19 protein-coding genes are annotated in these 25873 nt (G+C 37.4%); 5 read left to right on the top strand and 14 right to left on the bottom strand.

Annotated elements, in window-relative coordinates; genetic code table 11:
• Positions 1-686: 686 nt before the first annotated feature.
• The 11 genes from CWD90_RS20980 to CWD90_RS21030 all read right to left on the bottom strand — a co-directional run bounded on the left by CWD90_RS20980 (position 687) and on the right by CWD90_RS21030 (position 17324).
• Positions 687-1064 carry a tetratricopeptide repeat protein gene (locus CWD90_RS20980; RefSeq protein WP_157941290.1) on the bottom strand — a complete coding sequence of 126 codons (378 nt, stop codon included), beginning with the start codon at positions 1062-1064 and terminating at the stop codon, positions 687-689.
• Positions 1065-1327: 263 nt separating this feature from the next.
• The gene (locus CWD90_RS20985; protein ID WP_103478020.1) at positions 1328-3994 is read right to left on the bottom strand and encodes a carboxypeptidase regulatory-like domain-containing protein; all 2667 of its coding nucleotides are present in this window, start codon (positions 3992-3994) and stop codon (positions 1328-1330) included.
• A 19-nt stretch (positions 3995-4013) separates the two neighbouring features.
• Complete coding sequence (locus CWD90_RS20990) at positions 4014-4772, bottom strand: GLPGLI family protein (RefSeq protein ID WP_103478021.1); 759 nt, start codon at positions 4770-4772, stop codon at positions 4014-4016.
• Positions 4773-5051: 279 nt separating this feature from the next.
• A complete protein-coding gene (locus CWD90_RS20995) occupies positions 5052-5810 on the bottom strand; it encodes a GLPGLI family protein (RefSeq protein ID WP_157941291.1) in 759 nt (252 codons plus the stop codon).
• Positions 5811-6087: 277 nt separating this feature from the next.
• Positions 6088-6357 (bottom strand): hypothetical protein, encoded by a 270-nt coding sequence (locus CWD90_RS21000; protein WP_103478023.1) that lies wholly within the window; start codon positions 6355-6357, stop codon positions 6088-6090.
• Positions 6358-6487: 130 nt separating this feature from the next.
• A complete protein-coding gene (locus tag CWD90_RS21005) occupies positions 6488-7168 on the bottom strand; it encodes a hypothetical protein (RefSeq protein ID WP_103478024.1) in 681 nt (226 codons plus the stop codon).
• 623 nt (positions 7169-7791) lie between these two features.
• Positions 7792-9333, bottom strand: a complete 1542-nt coding sequence (locus CWD90_RS21010; RefSeq protein ID WP_103478025.1) for a sulfatase-like hydrolase/transferase — start codon at positions 9331-9333, stop codon at positions 7792-7794.
• 85 nt (positions 9334-9418) lie between these two features.
• Positions 9419-10855 carry a sulfatase family protein gene (locus CWD90_RS21015; protein WP_103478026.1) on the bottom strand — a complete coding sequence of 479 codons (1437 nt, stop codon included), beginning with the start codon at positions 10853-10855 and terminating at the stop codon, positions 9419-9421.
• A gap of 237 nt (positions 10856-11092) precedes the next feature.
• Entirely contained in the window at positions 11093-12544 is a 1452-nt protein-coding gene (locus tag CWD90_RS21020) for a RagB/SusD family nutrient uptake outer membrane protein (protein WP_103478027.1), read from the bottom strand.
• 18 nt (positions 12545-12562) lie between these two features.
• Positions 12563-16012: a TonB-dependent receptor gene (locus CWD90_RS21025; protein ID WP_103478028.1), complete on the bottom strand. Its 3450-nt coding sequence runs from the start codon at positions 16010-16012 to the stop codon at positions 12563-12565.
• A 166-nt stretch (positions 16013-16178) separates the two neighbouring features.
• Positions 16179-17324: a FecR family protein gene (locus tag CWD90_RS21030; RefSeq protein WP_192878055.1), complete on the bottom strand. Its 1146-nt coding sequence runs from the start codon at positions 17322-17324 to the stop codon at positions 16179-16181.
• A gap of 133 nt (positions 17325-17457) precedes the next feature.
• Between CWD90_RS21030 and CWD90_RS21035 the strand changes: the two genes are divergently transcribed.
• The 5 genes from CWD90_RS21035 (at position 17458) to CWD90_RS21060 (ending at position 22309) form a co-directional block, all read left to right on the top strand.
• Complete coding sequence (locus CWD90_RS21035; RefSeq protein WP_103478030.1) at positions 17458-18048, top strand: RNA polymerase sigma factor; 591 nt, start codon at positions 17458-17460, stop codon at positions 18046-18048.
• Between the two features lie 120 nt (positions 18049-18168).
• Positions 18169-18363, top strand: coding sequence for an ATP-binding protein (locus CWD90_RS21040; protein ID WP_103478031.1), 195 nt, complete (start codon positions 18169-18171; stop codon positions 18361-18363).
• 379 nt (positions 18364-18742) lie between these two features.
• On the top strand, positions 18743-20149 hold the full coding sequence (locus CWD90_RS21050) for a sensor histidine kinase (RefSeq protein WP_157941292.1): 1407 nt from the start codon (positions 18743-18745) through the stop codon (positions 20147-20149).
• Complete coding sequence (locus CWD90_RS21055; protein ID WP_103478034.1) at positions 20149-20892, top strand: LytR/AlgR family response regulator transcription factor; 744 nt, start codon at positions 20149-20151, stop codon at positions 20890-20892. Before CWD90_RS21050 ends, CWD90_RS21055 begins: the two co-directional genes overlap by 1 nt.
• Positions 20893-21196: 304 nt before the next feature.
• Positions 21197-22309, top strand: a complete 1113-nt coding sequence (locus tag CWD90_RS21060; RefSeq protein ID WP_103478035.1) for a TlpA disulfide reductase family protein — start codon at positions 21197-21199, stop codon at positions 22307-22309.
• A 774-nt stretch (positions 22310-23083) separates the two neighbouring features.
• On the opposite strand, the gene CWD90_RS21070 is transcribed toward CWD90_RS21060, so the two are convergent.
• Genes CWD90_RS21070 through CWD90_RS21080 form a run of 3 tightly spaced genes read right to left on the bottom strand, consistent with a single transcriptional unit; the run spans position 23084 to position 25870 of the window.
• Complete coding sequence (locus CWD90_RS21070; protein ID WP_103478037.1) at positions 23084-25069, bottom strand: heavy metal translocating P-type ATPase; 1986 nt, start codon at positions 25067-25069, stop codon at positions 23084-23086.
• Positions 25070-25114: 45 nt separating this feature from the next.
• Positions 25115-25531, bottom strand: coding sequence for a Fur family transcriptional regulator (locus CWD90_RS21075; RefSeq protein WP_103478038.1), 417 nt, complete (start codon positions 25529-25531; stop codon positions 25115-25117).
• Between the two features lie 3 nt (positions 25532-25534).
• Positions 25535-25870 (bottom strand): P-II family nitrogen regulator, encoded by a 336-nt coding sequence (locus tag CWD90_RS21080; RefSeq protein WP_103478039.1) that lies wholly within the window; start codon positions 25868-25870, stop codon positions 25535-25537.
• Positions 25871-25873 lie beyond the last annotated feature (3 nt).

A 25873-nucleotide genomic window follows, 5' to 3' on the forward strand; every position in this document is an offset into this window, starting at 1 on the left:
TCAATGCGTAAAAAATTAAAAAATAAACAGTAAATTTAACCACAAAGGAATCGATTTTGAGCAACTAGTTTGCTATGCTCACTTTCATCCGGCACACGTGGTTCACTTTGACCGGCTCATCCACACAACGACTGGATATAGTACCCAGTAAGTATATTTCTATTTTGTCAGTAACCAATATAAGCTTATTTTTAATAAAGTCGCCCTCCTATATGGTGAAGGTTGCCTAACACCAGACATTTGGCAAACAATTGTTTATCCGAAAATTTCATCCCAATTTTTAAATCAAATTTAAAAATGGAATAATCCAATTTCAGTGCCATAAAACTGCCGATAAATGAATCGATTTACGGAATTATGTAAAAATTAGAATTTTAATGCTATTAAATAGAAAACTAGTAAAATGAATTCCTCCTTTTTGAAAAATCGATAAGAATCTGGCCGAGAAGCTAATAGGTACATGAGAGTGAAAACCTTATAAAGCAGGGCGGTTTACTTGCTTTTTAGCGCATTAAAAATAAGAATCACCATAACTGCTTATAATTCAAAACGGACATAATAAGTTATCGTTGCCTGCTGATTACCAAAATGATAACTCCTTTTGGACGGAACCGATATTTACTTATTGAAGATTACCTAAAATGATTATATCTCCCGTTTCCAATGTCATTTTTTACAAATTTAAGTTAAAATGCACACTCAAATTTTGATGACAAAGCATTTATTTTGCTTCCATAGTTTTCGGTGAATCCGAGGTCTTTTGCCTTTTTTAAATCAGCACATGCCAACTCGGACCTTTCCAACTCATAATAAATAACACCTCTGTTCAAGTAAATAGGCATCATAGGGCCATATTCACTTTCGGCATCATTGAATTTTTGAATTGCTTGCATGTATGATTTATTTTGCTTTAATACTAGTGCTTCAAGAAGAATTGGGAATTTTTTTGTATCAAATTCTTCTACGATTTCATTGTTTGCAGCATATTTCATTTTGTCTTCTTTTTTTTCATTACAACTAAAAAGAAGCAATGTGATAATCAATAGAGAAAATTTTATTTTCATGTGATTGTTTTTAATACTTACAATTTGTTTGAGCATTGTCAGATGTTGAGTCTAACAACTAATTTAGTAAAAGAAACTGAACCTATTGAAAATACCCGCTGAATTTTCCTACGACATTCAAAATTAGTGTACGAACACAACTAAATTAATGCATTTTAGTGAAATATAATAGTCCCGTAAAACGGCAGATAAATGAAACGATTTTAGAAAGATGTGTGTTCCAAAAAAGGTTCCTTTAAGGGAACTATCCAAAAATGGGGAATCTAAAGCTTGTAAATAAGGGAAAACATCACGATTCTAGGCAGGACAAAGGTATTTTGGTCCGAAACAACAAAAACATTAAAACTATTTTGGTTCTTAGACCTAACATCAAAAAGGTTCTGTACGGATACTTTAAAATCCCATGCGCTACTCTCCTTGCCATAGGAAAGGGATGCATTGCCAATGCTAAAAGCATTGGTTAAATCCGTCGATCTGTTCTGGTAGTTATAATGTGTATAATCAAAGGAACCTATAAAATTCTTCAAGAAGTCGTATTCAAATGAAATGAAGGGTTCATTCGTTAGAAAATTAAAAGTTTTGTTGTTCGAACCATAGTTTCCGATACTTTGTTTAAATCCAACTTCAATAATTGGAAATTTTTTGTGCAGGGTCTGTGCTGAAAGTCTATAGGAACCCGTAGTATTTTTATATTCCGAAATGGTCCCATTGATCTGTCGGGACGACCTGGATGAGTTTAATCTGGTCGTTAAACTATATTTGAAATTTTTGGTGCTCTTTTTAGCTATTACTGTACCATTTAAATTTTGGTTCGGTGCACTAAGTCTGAACGGTGACGTAAGCCTATCTTGATCCTCTGTAATAATTGAGCTGGTAATACCATTTATCCTGTACTCATAACTGATTACGCCCAATGTATAAAGACCTCTTAACAAACTTAATCTAGAATAGGTAAGACTGGAATAATGACGTAGCTCATTTTCTAAATCTTTATTTCCGATATAAACGGAATTGTAGGATTGTAGATAATAATTGCCGGCCAACTTCGCTACATCTGAAAAAGAACTTCTTAAACTCGAATCCAGTCTAAGAAAACTTCCCGTAGAACTAGAGCGCCTTCTTATGGAAACATCTGGGAGCAATGCCCATTTATTCTTTTTGATGACATTGGCCTGATCAATGGACCATGAGTAGTTATGCAGGAACAGGCTCTGGTGAAACTCAAATTTCCCCACCCTGGCATTATAATATATCCCGGCATACAGGTCGTTTAGTCTGAAATTTAAATCATTCCCAAAACCGTTGGACCCAAAATCATTTACCGTGCCATCATCCAATAGTTGACTATCATTGGTAACAAATCGATACGCTCTATATTGGTTACCAAAGGTGGTATGCAATAGGTTGAAATTATCAATGTTCCAATAATGTTTAAATATCCCGCTTGCTGTCCTATTTTGGATTTGACGTAGCAATTCCAGCCTATAGATGTCATCGGGTTCGAGCGGAACGATACCCTCCGAAATGGCCCTGTTGGTATCCCAAAAAATGTTTGAACCACTATTATCGTATTCAAAATTGCCACTTGAAGAGAAAGCATGTTTGGTAGATAATTTTTTATGCCATTCCATGTTTCCGTTGACATAGGTATCCTCGGAATTGTCCACACTTTTAAAAGATTGTTCCTCTGTACCGATGGTAGATAAAATAGAGGCCCCATCGGTATTGTCCGTTCCCTTGGCCATTATGTCCAAGGACCATTGTTCCAAAGTATTGGGAACATAGGTAAGCTTGACCTTGCCAAGTCCCAATTTTTTATGGATGGAACCCATGTTCGTGACATTTTCCAAAAAACTGTTGTCGGGTAGAATATAATCATTGGTCGTCTCGACCAGGTTTTCGTTCTTGGAACCGGAAAAAATCAAATAACTGGAAAGGTCTATTTTATCGTTTAATGCTTTAGTGATGTTTAAGGCCCCCACCTTGTTCTCGCTCTTGGTTACATCGGTAACTTCTATCGCATCTGAAATTGTCTTTCTTTCCGCCACGTCCCTAGCATTGAAGACGTTGGAAGGACCTCCCATAAAATTTTGATAGTCTTTATATGTAAATGTTTTTTCGCCATTGTTGTTCAGCCCTCCGATAAAATTAATATTGAGTTCCGGATGGTAATAAAATAGGTTGGCATGGGCCTTATAAAAACTTTCATTTCCCTTGCCCGCTTCGATATCCCCGAAAACAAAATTCTTTTTATCTTTCTTTAATTTAATGTTCATGGCCATATTGTCCGTTTGCGTCATTCCTTTTAAAAAAGATATTTCGTTGTAGTCATCGATGATCTCTACTTCGTGTACGGCATTGGCGGGGATGTTGTCTACCGCCAATTTGCTGTTTCCCCCAAAAAAACTTTTATTTTCGACCAGTACATGGGTCACTTTCTTGCCTTGGCTAGTGACAGTGCCATCTTTATCTACCTCGATACCTGGTAATTTTTCCAATATATCCTTAAGCTTTCGTTCCTCACCTGTAACGAATTTGTCTGTCCTATAAATAATGGTATCCTTTTTAATGGAAATGGGCAGTTCCATTACTACGGTAACCGCATCCAATTGCGTTACATCTTCGATCAACACAATATTCTTCTCAAAATCTTCTAAAGGGGTATAGGCAAGATCCAACGTTTTAAAACCGAGCATACTTACTGAAATGGTATACTCCAAATCCTTATAAAGTTCCAACGTATATTTTCCCTGATCGTTGGTGGCCGTAAATTGCATCGACTGGTCACTGTCCGCCGGTTTCGCAATCAAGGTCGAATAGGCCAAGGGGGTTTTCAAACTATCGGTAACAGAACCGCTTAAAGTAACGACCTGTGCATTGGCCCCAAAACAACAAAGGAGACCAATGAATAATATAACGTTGTTCTTCATCAATTATAAAGACTATGATCTATTGGCGTTGAACTTTTCTGGCATTATTTAATCTCTCTATCAATGCTATATACTCCTGTTCGGACACTTTTTTCCCTTTCGGTTTTTTTATATTGATTTCTTCTTCTGGGTTCAGTTCTATTTTTGTGGCGGTATAAAATACTTTTCCATTCTCATAATCTGCTAATAGTTCCAAGGTCAAACCTGGTAACCCTGCAAACTCTTTAATACCAAAAGATACCGGAATTTGAGGTGTGTACCAAGCAATAATAGGGCTCATGAAATTCATGCCAAATAGTTGTTCTGAACTTATGATTGCCGTAGCTTTATAACATATATATACTCCAATTTTTTTTGTCTCTTGTGTTAATGTCCAATCAATTTCATTCAAGTTTACCAAAACGCCCTTTGTCCAAAAACTCTCATAAAACTTCTCATTTGTTTCCAAGTCTGAATAATATATATTCTCATGTTGAGCTACACGATCCGTCCTATTGGGCTTATATCCTATTCTCACTTTTGTCGCTGGATCGTACTCAGCCTGATATAAAGCCTCATTGCCATTTATCATTAAATGAAATTTCGATGGATAAGTAGAAGAAATTGTCTCCAAGTGTAATTTTTTTCTTGTTTGTGTCATTATAGTATCCTTAATCAAACGATTGTAGAAATCATCGTTATTTAAAGTTGCTTGATAGGTAACCTTTCCTTTTAAAATTTGGGTATAGGCAAAATTAAACGACAATAACAGTGCCAATACAACAATTATTTGTTTCATTTTGGAGGTTTTATAACAAGCCTATTTGTTAGTAATGGGCTTACCAATTAGTGTTTCACTTATTTTTAAATAGCCATTACTTCTGAAATTTAGAAGTTTAAATCGCGTCTTATAGTTCTCGTCTTCCGTTTTACAATTAAGGTTAAGTAGGCTAAGGTAATGTTTAAACTATCGGATACAGTACCGCTTAAAGTAACGACTTGTGCATATATTTCAACACAAAAAAGAAAACTACTGAATAGAATAAGGTTGTTCTTCATCAATTATGGTGAATATGATCTATTGTCGTTGACCTTTTCTGGCATTATTTAATCTTTCAATCAGTGCTACATAATCTTGTTCGGACACGTTTTTCCCCTTAGGTTTTTTTATCTTGATTTCTTCCTCGGGGTTAAGTTCTATTTTTGTGGCGATATAAAAAACTTTTCCATCCTCATAGTCTGTTATTAGCTCCAACGTTAATCCTGGTAATCCACTAAAATTTTGGATTCCAAAAGGGGTGGGGATCTCTGGGGCATACCAAGCAACGACCGGGCCTATTAGTTTCATTTGTGGTATATTTTGAGAATCCTCATCGGCAATTGCCTTATAACACGTATAATCCCCTATTTTTTTGGTCTCTTGGGTAAGTTTCCAATTAACTTTTTTCAAATCCACCAAAACTTCCATTGTCCAAAAACTTTGATAAAACTTTTCTTTGGTTTCCAAATTTGTGTAATAAATATTGCCGCCCCGGGCAATTCTTCCAGTTCTATTGGATTTAAACCCCATGCTCCTTTGGGTGGGCAGATCATATTCGGCCTGGTACAAGCCTTCTGTTCCCGATATAAATAAATGAAAGTTCATGGACCTTGTTGTGGAGATGTCTTCTATTTGGGTTTCCCTTTCTATTTTGGTAAGTGTAGAGTCTTTAGCTAAACGTACATAAAAATCATCGTTGTTCAAGGTTGCTTGATAGGTGATTTTTGCTTTGAACTCCTGGGAATGAATTTTGAATACCGAACCAAAAACCAAAATTAGAATAATTATTTTTCTCATTATCATATTTATATAAAGCAAGCTCACTTGTAATTAATGGGCTTGCCGATTAACGGGTTACTTCTTGTCAACATTCGCCACTCTTGACCTTTGAAGTGGAAATTTCATCCGCTGGTGTTATCTTTGTTTTCACCAATTCGTAGGTGATTGGCCTATGGGATTCTTAACTAACAAAAACAGTACCATTTAAATAGGTGTCCTGTTATTTCCCTGCGTAAACAGAAACAGAACTAACGAATAACACATTTATGATTTCACCTATTTTAGAGACTTTGACCTATTGTCGTTGACCCTTTCTGGCATTATTCAATCGTTCTATCAATGCTTTATATTCTTGTTCGGACACTTTTTTCCCTTTCAGTTTTTGAATTTTTATTTCTTCTTGGGGGTACAGTTCTATTTTAGTAGAATTGTACATAATTATTCCGTCGTCATATTTTGTGATCAACTCTAACGTTAGGCCGGGCAACCCGTCAAAAGTTTGGATTCCAAAAGATGTAGAGATTTCCTGGGTGTACCATGTAATAACAGGGCTTATTAGTTCCATTTCCGGCAAATTCTGAGAATCTAAATCCGCAATTTCTTGGTTTCAAGTATAATTCCCTAATTTTTTGGTCTCTTGAGTAAGTTTCGATTAAAGCTTAAAGCCGCAACTATGACCGGTCCCGTATATTGCTTTATTTCATTTCTTTAACTTGTGGAGCGTTCGGTAAGGTTCGATTTGAATAATCGGCTATTCCAAGAATCCCTTTAAATTCTAAATCGATAAATTCTAACTGATGGGGGTTCAGTTCGCATATAGGTGCATTAAACTTTTTAAAAGAAAGTTCATTGGAATAATTCGTAATTCCTTTTAGAACTAGTACAATTTGAGATTTAATTTGTTCCCAATCCATTCCAATCTCCCAATCTATTAAATAGATAACCTCTTTAAAAGGTACCAAACCTCTTAGTTTTTCTGTTACATCCTCTAAAACGAAATCAAAATCCTTTTTATGTGTAACGGAATGATTGTTGATGATCATGTCATCTTGAGTCAATAGAATTCTAATAACGTTCGGAAGTGTTGTATTCCCCCCACATTCATTGAGAACAAGAAGGGAAAACTCAAATTCTTGATTTTTAATGTTTATTTTTGTATTTAATATGGGGCCTGTACATAAATCCAAGGCTGTTTGTGATTGGATTGAATTTATTAAATCAGTTCGTACCAACCCTAAATCTATTTTTATAATATCATCCGAATTGCCTTTTAAAAGTTGTAATTCATTTTTACAAAATTCCGTTGGAAAAAGAGTATCACATCCACTCAAAAGAATTAAAATCAAAATTGTTTTCAAAAAAGCATTTGTATTCATTAATTGAAGATACACTTTAAAGACATTTTTTATGTTATTTTTCTATTAAAGGAATTAAATACAGGGTTGAAATTTACTGGATAACCAATTATGGTAAACAATTGTTCAACTTAAAATTTATCGGCAATAGCAAGTCAGGAAAAAGAATGGAGTTGTCTATTTTTAGTCCCATAAAACGGCCGATAAATAAAACAATTTTAGAAAAGGGGGTAGTTCCAAAAAAGGTTCCTTTTACGGTACTCTTAAAAAGAGGCTAAGAACTTACCTTAACTTACAAAATTCGATATTTTCATGGAAGCTTACACTTAGTTTATTCTTACTACTTCAATCCATCCGAGCGATTCGTGAAACATATCACAAACGATTAAGCCGATCGCCGCGTTACATGTGCCAATTTTTTTGAATGTTACCGATACAGTTTCACCATTGGAAAAGGATTCAATTTTATCGGTATTGCAAACATGAAAATCTCTTCCACCCTGACGAAGATACGTACCAGTGCAATTCCTTACAATTACTGCCGTTTCAAGTACATCTTTCTCGCAAGCTAATGATTATGCACAATTACTACTAAATAACAACACTAGGATAAATGACAAACAGACTTTGTTCATAAAATTTGATTAAGATTTTTTTAGAATTTTCTTGTAAATTTCTTGTATGTCCAATTTATCGTCCATGGTTTTTTGAAGTTCCAATAGGTCTGTAAAAAGTGTTTTGACCTTTTCCGTATACTCGGGATTATCGGCCAGATCGTTCATTTCATTGGGATCTTTTTCCAAATCGAATAAAAGCACCTTCTCAATTTTCGGATAAATCAGGAGTTTAAAACCATCCTTGCGTATCATACGCTGCACCTCCATGTAGGCTCCGTAGACTCCGTTGTAATGGCTCTCAGTTCTTTCCCCTTTTATGATATCCATAAAACTATTGAACTGAACATAATCCGGCTTTTCTACTCCTGCCAAATCAAGGGTGGTGGCCATTATATCCTGTAAATATACATCCTGACCCAAAAGCTTGCCCTTGGGAATACCTGGGCCCACAACCATCATGGGTATTCTCACGCTATGATCGAACATACTTTGCTTTCCTATTAAGCCGTGATGCCCTACAGAAAGTCCATGGTCCGCACCGAAAAAGATATAGGTATTATCCATTTTCCCAGAAGCCTCCAAGGAATCCAATATTATCCCGATCTGCTCGTCCATATGGCTCAATAGGGCATAATATTCCTGTCGGTGTACCTTCACCGCATATTCCGTCCTTGGAAATGGGGCCAGCGCCTCGTCCCTAAGACCAGGTGGGTTTCCCATATCATCTTTCCATGGATATTCAGGCAAGAAATTCTCAGGTACCTTTATATTTTCCAGTGGATACATATCTAAAAAGCGTTGTGGTGCCTGTCTTGGATCATGGGTGGCGTTAAAGGCCAGATACATAAAGAAGGGGTCCTCCTTTTGCTTTGCCGTTTCCAAAAAGGACAGTGCATCGTCACGGACTACTTCGCTCCAGTGTTTACCACCTTCCCAAAAGCCACCTTGTAAGGTATCGGTAGGAGACCACTCGGTATCGTCAGGACCCGTAGGCCTGCCATAGCCCAAAGGCATATAATCATTCCAATCCTTCATATTACCAGATTCCTCTTTCCATTTTTTTATGGAAGCATCCAGTTGGTTGGCGTGATCTCGGGGCATGCCCGGACGGATATGCTGAGCCTCATTGAAAATAGTTCCAGCAGGTGCCTGTACATGCCATTTGCCCGTCATATAGGTATCATAACCCTGCTTTTGTAACAATCTGCTCCAGGTCTGGTTCAAAGCGGTTGAATCTCCCTTGGACCATAATTCACTTTTTTCCTGGGCATTCCAAATATAGGAACCGGAAATGATCATGGCCCGTGATGCTACGCAGATGGCGCCGTTCCAACCGCCCATATTATAGGCATGCGTAAAGGAAGTGCCACCATTTACCAAGCGATCCAAATTAGGGGTATGGACCTCCTCAAAGCCCAAGGCCCTGATACTTTCAAAGGTCTGGTCATCGGCGAACAGAAAAATAATATTGGGTTTTTCTCCAGCTTTATTATCTTTTTCAGATCCAGTTGGTTTGCAGGATCCAAGAAGAAGGATACTCAGTAATGGAATGCAATAAAGTAATCTCATATTGGTAATTTTTGGTTTGATGTAAAATTAATTCTCAACTATTCTTCAATGGAGCAGTTCCACAATTGTCCTAGCCCTAAAGTAATCAATAATCCTTCCCAAGGGCACTAGTCCCTTGGGAATCCTTCCATTGATTCCAATAGGCGACCATTTCTTTTAACTTTTCAGGCTGCTCATCCACAAGATTCCTATTCTCGCCAATATCGTTCCCGATATTATAAAGAGCGAAGTGCTGTCCGCCATCATCGCTATAAATCTTATAATCATTATCTATCAGGGCCGCTTGGCCTTGAAAATCAAAGGCCAAAGGCTCCTTCCTTGCCTTTATTTCACCTTTTACCATAGGCAATATATCAACCCCATCATAGGGCCTTTTATTTTTCTTAAGGTCTACCCCTAGGATATTCGCGATGGTCGGAAAATAATCGGAAGTAAAGCATGGTATATCAACCTTTGTTCCAGGCCGTATATTTCCTTCCCACTCCATGATACCTGGAACCCGGATTCCCCCTTCGTGCAGGCTTCTTTTTCTACCTGTGAGTCCGTTGGTAAGGCCTTGGGTCCTACCGGTGACCGATTTTCCCTCGGGACCATTGTCGCTGGTGTAAAAGAGTACCGTATTTTCGGCAATACCCAATTCCTTCAATCTTTCCCGCAAACGCCCCACTTGCTTATCCAAGGCGGTTACAACCCCATAATAATGTTGCTGGTCTTCGGAAAGGTCGGCATAGGGTTTTCGGTCATCTTCTCCTGCCAGAACAGGCAAATGGGGAGTATGAAACCAAATAATACTTAAAAATGGCTTATCGCTCCTTACCGCATTTTCTATAAATGGGATGGCCCTATCCATGATTACCCTTGAGTCGTCCCCTTCCAAATTTTCCTTGGCAATTTGGCCGGGCCCGGTCCAGTAAGAGGTATTGAAATGTTCCCCTTCCTTTAAGTCCTCATTGACATCCCCCGCTGATTGCGGTGGCGTTAACATAGGGTCCAACGTGGGCACTTTGGATTCCGTTACAAAACTAACGTCGAAGCCATGTTCCCAAGGTGGGGCATAATCTCCATCAAATTTCTCCCTTCCTCCCCTATTGGCCTCCACAATATCGCGGGTAAGGGTACCCAAATGCCACTTACCAAAATGGCCTGTAGTGTAGCCAAGACCTTTAACCATTTCCCCCAAGGTGATTTCCTCAGGTTTTATATGGCCACAATTGGCATGGCAAATTCCATAGCGCAGTGGATGTCTACCCGTCATTACGCTCCCACGTGTCGGGGAACATACGGCCGAAGCAGCATAGAAACGTTCAAAAACCGCCCCATTGGCCGCCATGGCATCCAAATTGGGAGTTTTTAGGTGGGGATGTCCATTATAGGCCATATCGCCCCAGCCCTGGTCATCTGCCATTAGTAGGATGATATTGGGCCTTTCTTTTTCCGATGGAATGACTTCCGATTTTTTTTTACCTTCTGAACAACTCACCAAAAATAAGGTGCCAATAACACAAATTTTAACTAATTTCATATTACAACATTTATCTTTAAAGCAAGTACTTTTTTAAAAAAAGCACGTCAAGAACTCAAAAAAACATCTTTCGAATACAATTGTGAAGTTAAAAAAATAAAGATTAGAAATGAAAAAACCCTGTTTTCAACTTTTTCAAAACAAAATTATTGGCTGAGGAAATTTTAATCTCCCCAGCCTAAATTTCTTAATTAAAACATCCACTAAACATCATTTGAATACATACAAAAAGTAATCTTACCAACCTGGATTTTGAGTTAAATTGGTGTTTAAGCGAATTTGATTGTCAGGAATCGGAAAGAGCAGCTTAAAGTCCTCAACATTCTTGCCCTGTGCCCGCATTACGCTCAAAAACAGACCTCTTCGTTTTAGATCCCATGCTCTTTGCCCTTCAAATGCCAACTCAAATCTCCTTTCGTCCAAAACTGCAGTCCTGAAGTCATCTTGTGACAGGCTGGATAAATCGGGAAGATCGGATTCTATTCCATTTCGTGCCCTTTCACGTACTTTGTTAATCCACACATACTTTAGATTATCTGCTGGATCCACTTCATTTAAGGCCTCGGAAGCAATTAACAAAACATCCGCATACCTAATAACATTGAAATTAACTCCTGATTGTAACTCCTTTGCACGATCATCAAATTTGCTCACATAGAAAGGATAGACCCCAGGACCGTAAGCCTCTTCCATGGTTATGGTACCTGTAACCCCGTCAATATGTTCATAGCTATCTGCTATAGTAACGGATCGGCGATATGATATTGGGTTTTCAGCATTAAACTCTTCACTAGGCGCAATTGAACCACCCACCACAGTATTAGCCCAAAAAGAATTACCATATTGCCCAGGTAGTGCTCTTGGACCAAACGAACCTGGAATATTGTTATTTCTTTCGCCGCTTAAATACTGAATTTGATAAACATGTTCTATACCGTTATTATTTTCTGTTTTAAACGCATTGGCATAATCCGTAAAAAGGTCATAATCACCTGAGTCAATTACATTTTTAGAGTGCTTCAAGGCATTTGGAAAATCACCTCTATAAAGATATATTCTAGCCAGTAATGCATCCGCAATATGAGCATTAAATCTTCCGGCCGCACTAGTGGTTGGTAACTCCAAGGCGGCTTCTGTCAGATCCCTTATGATCAAACTATAAACTTCATCAACGGAAGCCCTAGGAGCATCTACCTCATCAAAGCCTACAGTCGGGGTCTCATAAATTGGCACTCCTCCCATAGCCCGGACTAAATGCCAATAAAAGAGGGCTCGAAGCGCTTTAGCCTCTGAGACAATATCGGCTTTCTTATCCGAATCAAAATCAATTTCTGACGTAAATAGTGCTACTTCATTGGCTAAATTAATTCCATCATACGCAGAACTCCAAAATCCTTCAGTAAGACCATTATTATAAGTAAACTCATCCCACTCGAATAAATCAGATACATTGGGCGAGACAGTTGCATTGTCAGCATTTACCTCTCCATAATTAATGGCCATGTTGCCGTATAAGCTATATACGGAATTATAAACACCATACAATCCTGCAATGGCATCATCTTCAGAGGAATAAAAATTTGCTATACTTATGTTTCCTGCTGGATTCTCTTCAAGATAACTTTCACATGATGTCAAGAACAATGCGAACGTAATCAAAATACTTATTGTATATTTTATATTTTTCATGATATTTTCCTCTTTAAATTAAAAGCCCAATTTTACACCCAACCTAAAGCTTCTTGACGACGGATAGGCACCATTGTCAACGCCAAAACTAACATTGTTAGTGGCATATAAATCCACTTCCGGGTCAAAACCTGAATAATTGGTAATGGTAATTAGATTATCAGCAGCAATAAAAAGTTGCGCGCTTCTGCACCAATCCAAGCCAAGTTGATCAATTGGAAGGTTATAGGAGAGATTTATTGTTTTAACTCTCAGATATGAACCATCCTCTACGTTTCTATCGCTGAAATTCTTCCACTCACCTGCATTAGTCAGAGGTGCCTCAATGGTATTTCCTGATCCGGGACCGGTCCATCGTTCATCAAATGCTTTTTGCAGTACATTGTGTTTTTGGGGCTGGGCGTATAGGCCAATAGTGTTCATATTAGCCACGTCGTTCCCTTGACTTCCATTAATAAAGATGGAAAGATTGAGATTATTATATGAAAAAGTATTGGTGAATCCATATATGAAATCTGGATTGGGATCACCTACCACTTCTCTATCATCCAAATTTGTCTTAAATCCATCACCATTCAGATCCCTATATTTTGGCAGTCCTACCCTATTTACACCCCCAACAGTATTACCTGCAGCTATAATATCTTCTTCCGATTCCCAGATTCCCTCAAAACGATAACCAAAAAACTGGCCTAATGGTTTGCCTACACGAGCTATTGAATAACCATAACCCGTCTCGCCCCTACCAATTCCATTAATTAGCTCTTCTGTCCCATCAGGAAGTTCCAGAAGTTTATTTCGATTAAAGGAAATGTTGAAATTGGAGCTCCATGACAGTTTTCCAAAATTATGGTTGTAGCCAAGATCAAACTCAAAGCCCCTGTTTTCTACTTTTCCAATATTTTGTACACTTGTAGCATAACCTGATTGGGTTGGTATGGCTACACTTAATAAAAGGTCTTCAGTGGTTTTTACATAATAACCTGCTTCCAAATTCAAACTTCCATCAAGGAAACCCATTTCAAGGCCGAGGTCAGTCTGTTTGGTACGCTCCCATTTTAAATCTGGGTTGTTGATTCGATTGGGAGCTAGGCCGACAACAGGAACACCTCCAATAATAGGTTGTCCGGTTGCTGCGTAAAGCGCCAAGGAATTATAGGCTCCAATAGACTCGTTGCCTGTTAAACCATAACTTCCTCTTAGTTTTAACGCACTGAACACGTTTAGGTCCTTAATAAAATCTTCCTCTACCAATCGCCATGCCAGCGCCCCCGAAGGGAAAACACCCCATTTTTTACCATTTCCAAATTTCGAAGATCCGTCCCTACGAATTGATGCTGTAGCTATATATTTATTGTCAAATACATAATTGGCCCTTCCCAAATAAGATAGTAAAGCGGTTTCCGTTGCTCCACTTTTTGAGGGTCGCGGATCCGAACCAAGCTCTAAATTATTAAACTGCACTAAATCTGTAAAAAAATCGTCTGTACGGGAGAACGCACTTTCCAATTTGTTGGTTTGGAAAGTATACCCTATAACCGCATCCAAGCGATGCAGGTCGCCAAAACTCTTGTTGTAGTTAAAGGTATATTCAGCCAACAAATTGGTTCTCTGAACATTACCTATTGAAGCAATACCATTATTGGGTAGTGCTTGTGTTTCTGCTGTTGTGGGTGTGTAAGCGTTCCGTTTAGAATTAATTAAATCAGCACCAAAATTGGCCTTAAAAGAAAAACCATTGAACAGCTCATATTGCAAAAAAGCATTACTTAGAATACGTGTATTATAAGTAATGTCTGTACGTGTTTTGGCTATAGAAACAGGATTCTCGAGAACCTTTACGGTTTCATCATGATTATGAACATAATTCCCCTCACTATCGGTTACAGGAATTACAGGTGTGGTAGCTAGGGCATTCCAAAGTGGTGTGTCATTTTGATAACCTCCACCATCTGAATCCACAGCATCATTAATAGTTCTTGTAATATTGGTGTTCATTCCAAATTTTAGTCTTTCTCCCAAATCTTGATCTAGATTAAATTTTAATCCTGCCCGTTTAAAGTTAGATTCGATAATTATACCATCTTGATCCATATAACTACCCGAAACCAAATATCGAGTACCTTCCCGACCGCCTGAAACTGTAAGGCCGTAATTATTGGTGATTGCGGTTCTAAATATTTGATCTTGCCAATCAGTACCTTCTCCAAGTTCTTCTGGCATTGGTTTATTTATACCGTCATAAATAAGTGGTTGATTGTTATTAGTGGCCCATTCATTTGTTAAAATGGCCAACTCCTCTGCGTTCGCTAAATCTAATTTTTTTCTTACTGTACTTACACCTGTCGAATATTCAAAATCTATTTTGGCCTTACCAACACTTCCCCTTTTGGTTGTAACTATTACAACGCCATTTGCCCCCCTAGCACCATAAATGGCAGTAGCCGAAGCATCTTTCAAAACTTCGATCGAGGCTATTTCTCCCGGGCTAATACTTGTTAGCGGATCACTGGCTGAAGCTCTATTGCCTCCAGCTTCTGGAGTGGTGTTACCATTATCTATTGGAAATCCATCAACTACATAAAGTGGCTGACTAGAAGCGTTTATTGAATTAGTACCTCTTACTCTAATTCGGATTCCCCCACCAGGCGCATTGGAAGCAGCCCTGACATCCACACCAGAGGCCTTACCCTGCAAGGCTTGAACAAAAGTGTTAGAAGGTGTTTTCTCCAAATCGACGCCCTTAACCGAAGAAACCGAACCAGTTAAATCTTTCTTGCGAACTGTTCCGTAACCAACCACAATAACTTCATCCAAACCTGCAGCATCTTCCTCTAAAGTAACGGTAAGATTTGTTTGTCCGTTAAGAGGGATCTCCTTGGTCGCATATCCAATGTACGAAACAACAAGGGTCACATTTTCATTGGCTACTTCAATAGTAAAATTACCATCAAAATCCGCCGTAACACCATTGGAGGTGCCTTTCTCCACAATGTTCGCACCAGGTAGCGGATTTCCATCTTGATCCGTTATAGTGCCTGACACCTGAATCTGGGGTGTTTTTGAATTTACTTTCTGGCTATCTTCAATCACTGAAGCCTGTATTTTAAGTTTCGTAAGTAATATTTTACGATCATCTACCTCATAATTAATGCCTTCCTTGCCGAAAAGTAGTTCCAAAACCCGATTTATAGAAACTTTTTTAACGTTAATAGAAACTCTACGATTTAAATCCACCGTCTTAGTGTTGAATATGAACTTGAACTCGGTATTGGCCTCAATCTGATCGATAACCTCTTCCATAGTGGCGTTTCCAAGATCCAAGGATATTTTAGTTTTCTGTGAATACGACGAATTGGCCTGCATTACAAAGGTTACGGTAATTAAAAAAAGAAGTGATAACTTCATTTTTAAATCTAATTTTAAGCGCCAAGGGATTATTCCCTCGGACTTTGTTGGTTTTTTCATAATTTTGAATGTTTACTAGTGGTTATACTTTCTTTGTTGTAATCACTTTACGAAATCGGGAAATGTTACAGCATTTTCCGATTTTTTTATTTCTGATTTCTAGGAATATCAAAAATTGCAAAAGCGATTAATTTGACTCACTTGGTTTTTCCATAAGTATTCTGGTTTAATTGATTATTATTTTGTTTTCTATAATTTTGTATTCAATTTGATAAACCTTGTTGAAGTAGTTAAATACTTGCTCAATGGTCTCATGTTCAGTTTCAATAGTAGCATTAAAAGTTTCGGATGCCAATTTTTTGTTATTGTTTATGATAACTACATTGTAATGTCGCTCAAGTTTATGTATAATATTTTCGAACGAAATATTTCTAAAAACTAAATTTCCATTCATCCAAGAGGTATATATGGCAGTGTTCACCTCTTCCTTGGAAATATTATTATCCGACTTATTAAAGACGCCCATAAAACCTGGCTCCAATAAAACTTCCCCTTTCCTGGATATTGCCCCATTAGACTCCATAAGACTTACCGAACCATCCACCAAAACAACTTCAGTATTACTATCCTCCTGATAGTTGGATACATTAAATTTGGTGCCGTATACCTTGATATTGAGCTCTTGCGCGTTAACTACGAAAGAATGTTCTTTATCATGGGCCACATCAAAAAAGGCCTCTCCTGATAAAAAGACCTGACGCTGCTGTCCTTTTAAAAAACTAATTGGATACTTAATTGAACTCCCTGAATTTAAATGAACATTGGTACCATCGGACAGCACAACATGAAATTGTTTGCCATTGGGCACTCTTAAAGTACTATAGACCAATTTCACATCAGCGCCCTCTTCGTAGACAAGTTTATTTCCCTGATGGACACCTACTACCTTACCTTTGGAATCCATAACTTGGGAAGACCCATCTTCGGAGATAACTTCTACATTTCCATTTTCCAATTCCAGTGTAATTGCGTCCGTTCTAGGTACTATAACATTGTTTTCACTTTTTTGATAAATACCTTGCTGCCAAAAGATACCAACACCAATAAAAAATATAGCAATTGCCGCATATTTCATTACCGATAATAATCGTCGTCCTTTTAAGCCCTGTTTTTCTTTTCTAATCTCTTTTTGGAGCACCTCTTTAATTTTATTTATATCGGAGTCGTTCATAGCCAAAGTAATCGCAAAATGCGTTTTTATAAAATCCTTAAAAATTAGTTGATTTTCCTCATCTTCTATCCAACCATTAAGCACATCCAAATCTTCCGAATTGGAGGATTGGTTGAGAAATTTCACAATGAGGTTTTCCATTTTTGAGGGAATCATCTTCTACACATTCTTTTTTATATTACAAGACAGAATTACCATACCCTAACTTTTTATCGTATTATTTTTTCATCATCATATTATTTTTAGTATTATTTTGCCATATAATTATGTTTTAATGAATTTTGATGATAATGCCATTTTAATACAGAACCTTGTAAACGGGAACGAAAAGGCCTATATGTTCCTTTTGGACACCTATCACAGAAGATTAAATGCCTATGCCCTAACATTGGTCAGTGACCAAGACCAAGCTAAGGATATTGTGCAAAACGTATTCCTTAAAACATGGAAATCACGTAAAAAACTAAAAACACAATTTTCCATTCAAAGTTTTTTATACAAGGCCGTCTACAATGAATTCATAAACAGCTATCAAAAGAATAAGGCGATGATGTTATTACAACATAAATATTTAGAGTCGTTGGGGGAGGTTGTAGAGGAAACCGATGAGAACATGATCGTTCGGATGATTACCATCGTGAACACTGAAATAGAAAATCTACCCCCTAAATGTCAAAAGGTATTTATCCTAAGCAAAAAAGAAGGTCTTACCAACATTGAAATATCTGAACACCTGAACGTCTCCATTAAAACAGTGGAAGCCCAAATCACTAAGGCGTTCACTATCTTAAGGGGTAAATTAGGGGAAAAGTACAAAATGATTATGTTGATCGTCTTTGGGAGCGAAACAAAAGGATTGGTTTAATGACATTTTATCACGATTATAATCTTTTAAACCAATGCTAATTTCCGGTGACTTATTGCACCTCAATTCCAACTTAACCCAATAAATACGGTATTTTAATTTTTTTTATCGGACAATGGAATGGGGATTCCTAAGAAAAATCAAAAACTGATGTTTAGTAGATTTTTTAGGGCTAGCAATGCAGTTGGTATTCTTGGCACAGGTCTTGGACTAAATATTGCCCAACATTATGTTCGCTCATTAAACGGAACAATTGATTTTATAAACGTTCAAGAAAAAGGTAAGACCTTTACATTTTGCTGCCCACCTTCATAAATTAGCACTTTTATCCTGAGGTTAAACGCTTAACCGAATCGTTTTCCATGAAATGGAATAGAACCTTAAAACGAACCACTATTTATGGACATCGGCATTCTTCTTCATTCGGTTCCTTTATTCGGCCGATAAATGACACGATTTTAGAAAAGGGGACAGTTCCAAAAAAGGTTCCTATAACGGAACTTTCAAAAACTAGAATTTTACTCCTGTATTCTGAGGATTATAGAAAACGTGGTACAACTTATACCAAAAAGTAAGCTATTTTTGGATCAAGAATCAATTCACTACCTTCAATACTACGGTTCACTAGTTTTAATTTTAAAACATGACCTTTTTTTTTATTCTTGCAGTAATATTTAATCTACAATTAGATAAAATGAATAAGATTATTACTGCCTTGAAATATGCCACGGCCATTAGTATTTCGGTTAATATATTTGGGATTATCCTAGGAAGCTTACTAACTACTACAAATAATGCATTATCAGATTACAAGGAAGTGGGGCCAGCTTTTATATTCATTGTATTTATCCCTTGTTTCTTCTCGATATACTTTACTATCCATAAGGAAATTGACAATCTTAAGATTTTATTGAAGTCTTTTGTCAAAGCTGGAATCGCATCATTTAGTCTAGTCTATATTTCGGTTTATTTTATCTTAAGATTTTATAGGCATATAGATATTTCCTTTTTTCAATCAGTGAGCCTATTCAATGCAATTATCTCGGTATTTATTACACTTTTTTTCTTTTTATTACTTTATAGAATCAAGAACAAAAAAGAAGTCGGAAAAAGACATAAAGTTTCTATCCCATATAAGGTTCCGATTTCAATTTGGGGTATTGTCACCATCATCTACATAGCACTGGTTGTCTTTCTTGGTCAAGGTAGAATCTCGATTTCTATTGCCACCTCTATAGCTTTATTTGGTATTATATCCATGGCAATTACTTATTTCATTTCGTTCCAAGACGAAAGGAAAAACTATGTTTCTGTGAAAACTATAATAAATTATACACTTAATATATTTATTTTCCCATATTTAATTTTATCAATAACCAGTCATAATGAATCGGTTTTATCTATTCAACGGGCATTTATGAGTGCCGTTATGATTGGGCCTTATTTTTTATTTTTGACCATGTTCCTGCATTTTTATAAGTTATTCCAACTGAACAAGGGAGAAAAAAAACATTTGGAACAAATTGGGGTTGCTGCCAATCTTAAATATCAACAATTAAAATCCCAGTTAAGCCCACATTTTTTATTCAACAACTTAAGTGTACTAACGGGATTAATAGAAGAAGAGCCTGGAAAAGCAGTACATTTTTTAGAAAACCTCTCTAGTATCTATCGCTATTTTTTAACCCAAGAAAAACGGGATTTAGTGAAACTGGAGGAAGAATTGGAATTTGCAGATAAATACATGGATTTGTTGCAGATCAGGTTTGAAGATGCGATATCCTACAATAGTTTAATGCTTATTACTGTTCCAAAAAACTGCTATATTCTACCTCTCTCACTACAACAGGTTTTCGAGAATGTTGTGAAGCATAATGAAATTAGCACAGGAAACCCTATGGAAATTAATCTGTATATTGAAGATGATTATTTAGCAATATCTAATTCTCTGATTCCAAAAAAACAGATGGATTTAAGTGAAAAAGTTGGATTGAAAAATATAAGGAATAGGTATAGTTTTTTTACCGATAAAAAAATCAGTGTCAGTTCTGACAATAAAAATTATGTGATAAAACTTCCATTATTAAAAATCGAAGATTAATGAAAGTTGTTATTGTTGAAGACGAATTACCATCAAGTAGAAGATTAGAACGGATACTTACCGAATTTAACTATGAAATACTGGCCAAGTTGGTTTCAGTTAACTCAACCGTCGATTGGCTGAGAAAAAATGAACAACCAGATATTCTATTCCTGGACATTCATCTTTCCGATGGATTGTGTTTTGAAATTTTTAACCAGATAGAAATAAAAAGTTTAATAATCTTTACCACGGCCTATGACCAATATAGTATCAGGGCATTTGATTATAATAGTATTTCCTATTTGTTAAAACCAATCAGTAAAGATCAGGTACTTATTGCCTTGGAAAAAGCCACTACCTTTTACAGCAACAAAAATGAACTTTTGGAACTGAAGAGAATTATCCAAGAGAATGGTTTCCTTGGTTTTAAAAATAGGTTTGTTGTTAAAATTGGAAAAAAAACGAAGATAATCGGTGCTAACGATATCGAATGTTTTTTCAGCCAATTTAATTCTACATATTTAAGGTCAGGTTCGTTTGATTATCCTATTAACACCTCCTTAAACAATCTGAAAAACGATTTGGATCCAAGGATTTTTTTTAAAGTCAATCGAAGTTTTATTGTAAGTGTCAATGCAGTAAAAGGCATTGGAAGTTACCAGAATAACCGATTAAAATTACAATTGAAAACTTATAATGAACAAGATATTATTGTAAGTCGGGAAAAGACAAAATCCTTCAAGAGGTGGATTAGTAATTAGGAAGCCTATATTCCCTTTCAATTTCCAATATAGAAATTAAGTTTTATTCTTGGCCAATTAACCTATCCCTAATAATAAGCTTTCATTTTTTTGAGCGGGCTGAAGCAATTGTATGTAACTTAGTATTCCTTTTTTGTCCCATAAAAGGTTCATTTTACGGAACTGTTCAAAAATCGGGATTTCAACGCTATATGATGATAAATTACTGTAATCCTACCATATGGCAATTAACAAGTAAATTATTATGTACATTTTATCCTGTATATTTGGAATAGAAAGGACTTAATATTTTTAAACTATTTATATGCGTTCAAATCAATCAGTCATAAAGAATATTGGCCTAGTTCTTATTCCGATATTAATAGCGACTTCTTGCCAAAAAGCTCGTTCTACAGATGCCTATTCGGTCAACGGGCTTATAAAGAATATGCCCGATAGTACTAAAGTTGTAATGTATCTTGATATGGATTCAATTTTGGATTCGACAATAGTATTAAATGAGAAATTTCAGTTTAAGGGAAAAGTTGAAAGGCCCAGACGGGTGATGTTGAGAATTGAAAGCACTAGGGACGGAAGAATGTTCTGGTTGGAGAACAAAACAATCGATATTACAGGGGAAAAAGGCAACTTTTACTATAGTAAAATAACCGGTTCCAAAACACAGATGGATTCGGAACTACTTGTAGAACGTCAAGACTCGATTAATAAAGAAATGGAAAAGCTTGGCGATATGGTGACCGAAAGCAACATGGATTCGCTTTTCGCCATTAACGAACAAATGGTGGATGAATTGGCGGAAATCACCAAAGGTTTCATTAAGGATTATCCCGATTCCTATGAGAGTCTCACGGCCTTGGAAGGTTTTGCCATGAGAAGGTTGGGCGCCGTGGAAACAGGCAAAGTGTTTTCCCTACTGAACAAGGAGTTGCAAACAACAAAAGAGGGAAAAGTGATAGCTAAATTTATAGAAGTCAACAAAAACCCAAAAGTCGGGGAAAAATTTATTGATTTTGAGATGGCCGATACTCAGGGAAACCCCATAAGGTTATCTGATATGTTAGGGAAATATACCCTGTTGGAATTTTGGTCATCCTCATGTGGCCCTTGCAGGCAATTCAACCCCGAATTGGCACAAGAATATAAACTGTACAAAGATAAAGGGTTTGTTATCCTGAATGTTTCATTGGATTCCAATAAGGAAAAGTGGTTACGTGCTATTGAAAAGGACAGTCTGATTTGGAAAAACGTCAGTGATTTGAACGGTATGCAAAATTTAGCAGCTTTGATATATGGGGTTGATGCCATACCGGAAAACTTTCTAATAGATGAAAAAGGAACAATTATCGCTCGATATTTGAGGGGCGATAATTTAAAGGAGAAGCTGAAAGAATTATTCGAAGTAAATACCAGTTCGTAAAAAAATTACTGCTTATTCAAAGTTGATGCCCTCTCCGGACAAAAGCAACTCTCAAGGATCCACCTCCCCGACACGGTACTTTGTTTCCTGGCACCCGATATGGCCATCGGAAGAAATCCCCTATACGATTATAATATAATCCCCCGCAATGTCTCCATTGTAAAAACTAACGGACGCCTTTCCCCCTTGATCGGTTTCTATGCTCGACACCCAATGTATCAATGATCTTAGATCTGGTTTTTGATTATCGACAGGTACCAGTCTATGGTATTTAGGTGCAAGGAATTCCTTTTCAGGGGAGAAGAACTCTATTGTTGTTCATGTGTGCCTGGTGATGGTCGTACGGTACCATGGATGCCAAGCCCTCCTTTGGGATAGACAGAAATGATATTTCCTAAAGTTGGCACCTCCAAGGGACCTGTCTTGAGAAAAACGGTCGTGTACTATTTTGCCATGTCCTAAGCAGGATTGAACATTTAATTTTGCCAGCTATTTCAATTCTATACAACTTTGAATACTATAATTTTTACTATGCCTAATTTTCTACTTTACTTATCAGAGAAAAGCATGTAAAAGAAATAAAAAATTACATCGAAAAAATATACTATAAATCCTACGATAAATATTCCAGCAATTACTAGGGTGCCACATAATCTGTCCTTTTTGGTCACCGTCAGTTCTTTAGGTTTTTCAAGTTTGTTCTTTTTTCTTCTATTTCTACGATTTTGAGACATATGCTCAGTCCTAATTTATTGAGTTTCTTCCAATTAATAATTAGTGCCACACTTTTTTTTGAAGACGAATGGCATTTAGTATCGCCAGAAAGGCCACCCCGACATCGGCAAAAACAGCTTCCCACATTGTTGCCATTCCGAACGCTCCTAGAGCCATTACCAAGACTTTTACTCCAAAGGCAAGACCAATGTTCTGCCAAACAATTTGCCTTGTAGATCGACCTATTTTTATTGCCCTTGCAATTTTTGAAGGTTGGTCTGTTTGAATGATTACGTCGGCGGTCTCGATTGCGACGTCGCTGCCAAGACCTCCCATTGCAATTCCTACATCACTTGCCGCCAGGACAGGTGCATCGTTTATACCATCGCCAATAAAAGCAATTTTGGTATCGAGCTGCTTTTTGAGCTTTTCGACTTCGTTAAGTTTATCTTCAGGTAATAGACCACCCTTCGCCCAATCGATTTTCAATTCTTTTGCTACCTGTTGTGTTATGGAATCCTTATCGCCAGAAAGCATGATGATTTTGGAAATACCTAATTCCCTAATTTGCTTTATGGCTTGGTGCGCATCGTCCTTTAGTTCATCGGCAATGGTCACATAACCAGCGAACTTTCCGTCAATGGCCACCATTACAATTGATTCTACGATACTATCTGTTTCTGAATTGACTTCTATTTTGTGCGAGGTCATTAAGGCTTTATTTCCTACCAACACGGTTTTTCCATTCACCGTTCCCTTTAATCCTTTCCCAGCGACTTCGGAAACCTCGGTCGCTTCAAAATCAGCACCGGCTGCCTTGTATTCCAAAATTGCTTTTGCAATGGGATGGGTGGATTGTTCTTCAATCGACATTAAGTACTGCATAAATTCTGCTTCGGTAAAAGCCGAGCTGTTTACAACTTCCTTGATTTTAAAGACCCCCTTGGTAACGGTTCCCGTTTTATCCATTACGATGGTTTTTACCTTGGTCATCGCATCTAGGAAGGATGCACCTTTAAACAGAATCCCATTTCGGGAAGCCGCACCTAGACCCCCAAAATATCCTAGCGGAATGGAAATGACCAAGGCACAAGGGCAGGAAATCACTAAGAATATCAGCGCACGGTAGAGCCAATCCCGGAACACGTAATCATCTACAAAAAAGTAGGGCAAGAATGTCAGACCGATAGCTAGGAAAACAACGATGGGCGTATAAATCCGTGCAAACTTTCTGATAAAAAGTTCCGTCTTGGACTTTCGGGCGGTGGCGTTCTGCACCATATCCAAAATTTTTGCTATGGAACTGTCCTTAAATTCCTTTGTCGTTTCAACTTCTATAACACCATCGAGGTTAATGCTCCCGGTAAATACCTTATCATCCTTTGCAATGGTATCGGGTTTGCTTTCTCCTGTCAAGGCTGCCGTATTAAACGAACCTTTTTCAGAAAGTAGTATGCCATCAAGCGGTACTTTCTCGCCCACACGTACCTGAATCTTCTCGCCTATAGCAACATTTTCAGGATTGACCGAAATAAAGTCACCATCACGAAATACCAGTGCTTCATTGGGGCGTACGTCCAGCAAAGCTTTGATGTTTCCCTTGGCACGGTTGACGGCGGCATTCTGGAACAGTTCGCCTACAGCATAGAACAACATCACGGCCACACCTTCTGGATATTCACCTATGGCAAATGCCCCCAAAGTTGCAATGGACATCAAGAAGAATTCCGTAAAGAAATCGCCTTTTTTAATACTATTCCAACCCTCTTTAATGACCGGAAACCCTACTGGTATATAAGCTACCGAATACCAAACGATTCTGGACCATCCCCTAAAAAAAGGGATGGCCTCAAAATAATCAATGGCAATTCCGACTATCAGCATAACAAAGCTGAAAATCGCAGGTAAGTAAGTTCTAAAATTGGATATTTTTTTAGGCCTGCTGTGTTTGTGGCTATCATCCAGCCCCGGCTGGCGGGCGTGACTGTGCTCACCCCCATATTCCTTGGGGTCTAAATCGCGTAAGTTTACTTTTTTCTTTTTCATAATGGATATAAAGTTCTTAAAAATAAGAGTGCAACGGAAGTGCATTTATTGGCCGCTACACTTCTCACAGATTCCCGTTATTACCAAATTTGCATTCTCGGCGATGTAACCGTTGGGTAAGTTGATATGAGGAATTTTATGATCTGTTAAGCAGACTGTTTTATCGCAATTACTACAATGAAAATGTAAATGTAGGTCTTGGTCCAGCTCGCAATTACATCCTTGTTCGCATAAGGCATATTTTGAGATACCTGTACCATCATCAATATGATGAACAATCCCCTTGTCCTCAAAGGTTTTTAGTGTCCTGTATAATGTTGTTCTTTCAGCTTTAACAAAGGCATTTTCTATATCTGTCAGTGCTATGGCTACTTCTTTTTGAGCCATAAATTTATATATGAGAATACGCATCGCTGTTGGTCGTATTCCATTGTTTTCCAATTTTTTTTCTATTTCGGTCATTATTTAATTATTACGTTTTAATGATTCGCCCGTTTTAATCTGAAAGGCATCTTCAACATTGGAAACATAAATAATTCCGTCTCCTGGTTCATCAGTTTTACTATTCTTCACAATTATTTCAATTGCGGCTTGGGATTCTTCATTTTGGCAGACCAGTTCCAATTTAACCACGGGGCTGTCTGTAACGTGAAAATCCAAGGATGGTCTTGCCCCTTTTGACTTGAATGCTCCAGTACCTTCTGCTTGTGAAAGGGTCATACTTTTAAAGCCATTATCGGTAAGGGCATCGATTACTTTTTGAATCCTGTTTGGTTTTATAAATGCTTTTATTTCTTTCATCTG

Origin of the sequence: Arenibacter catalasegens (assembly GCF_002909235.1) — a bacterium.
Lineage (GTDB): Bacteria > Bacteroidota > Bacteroidia > Flavobacteriales > Flavobacteriaceae > Arenibacter > Arenibacter catalasegens.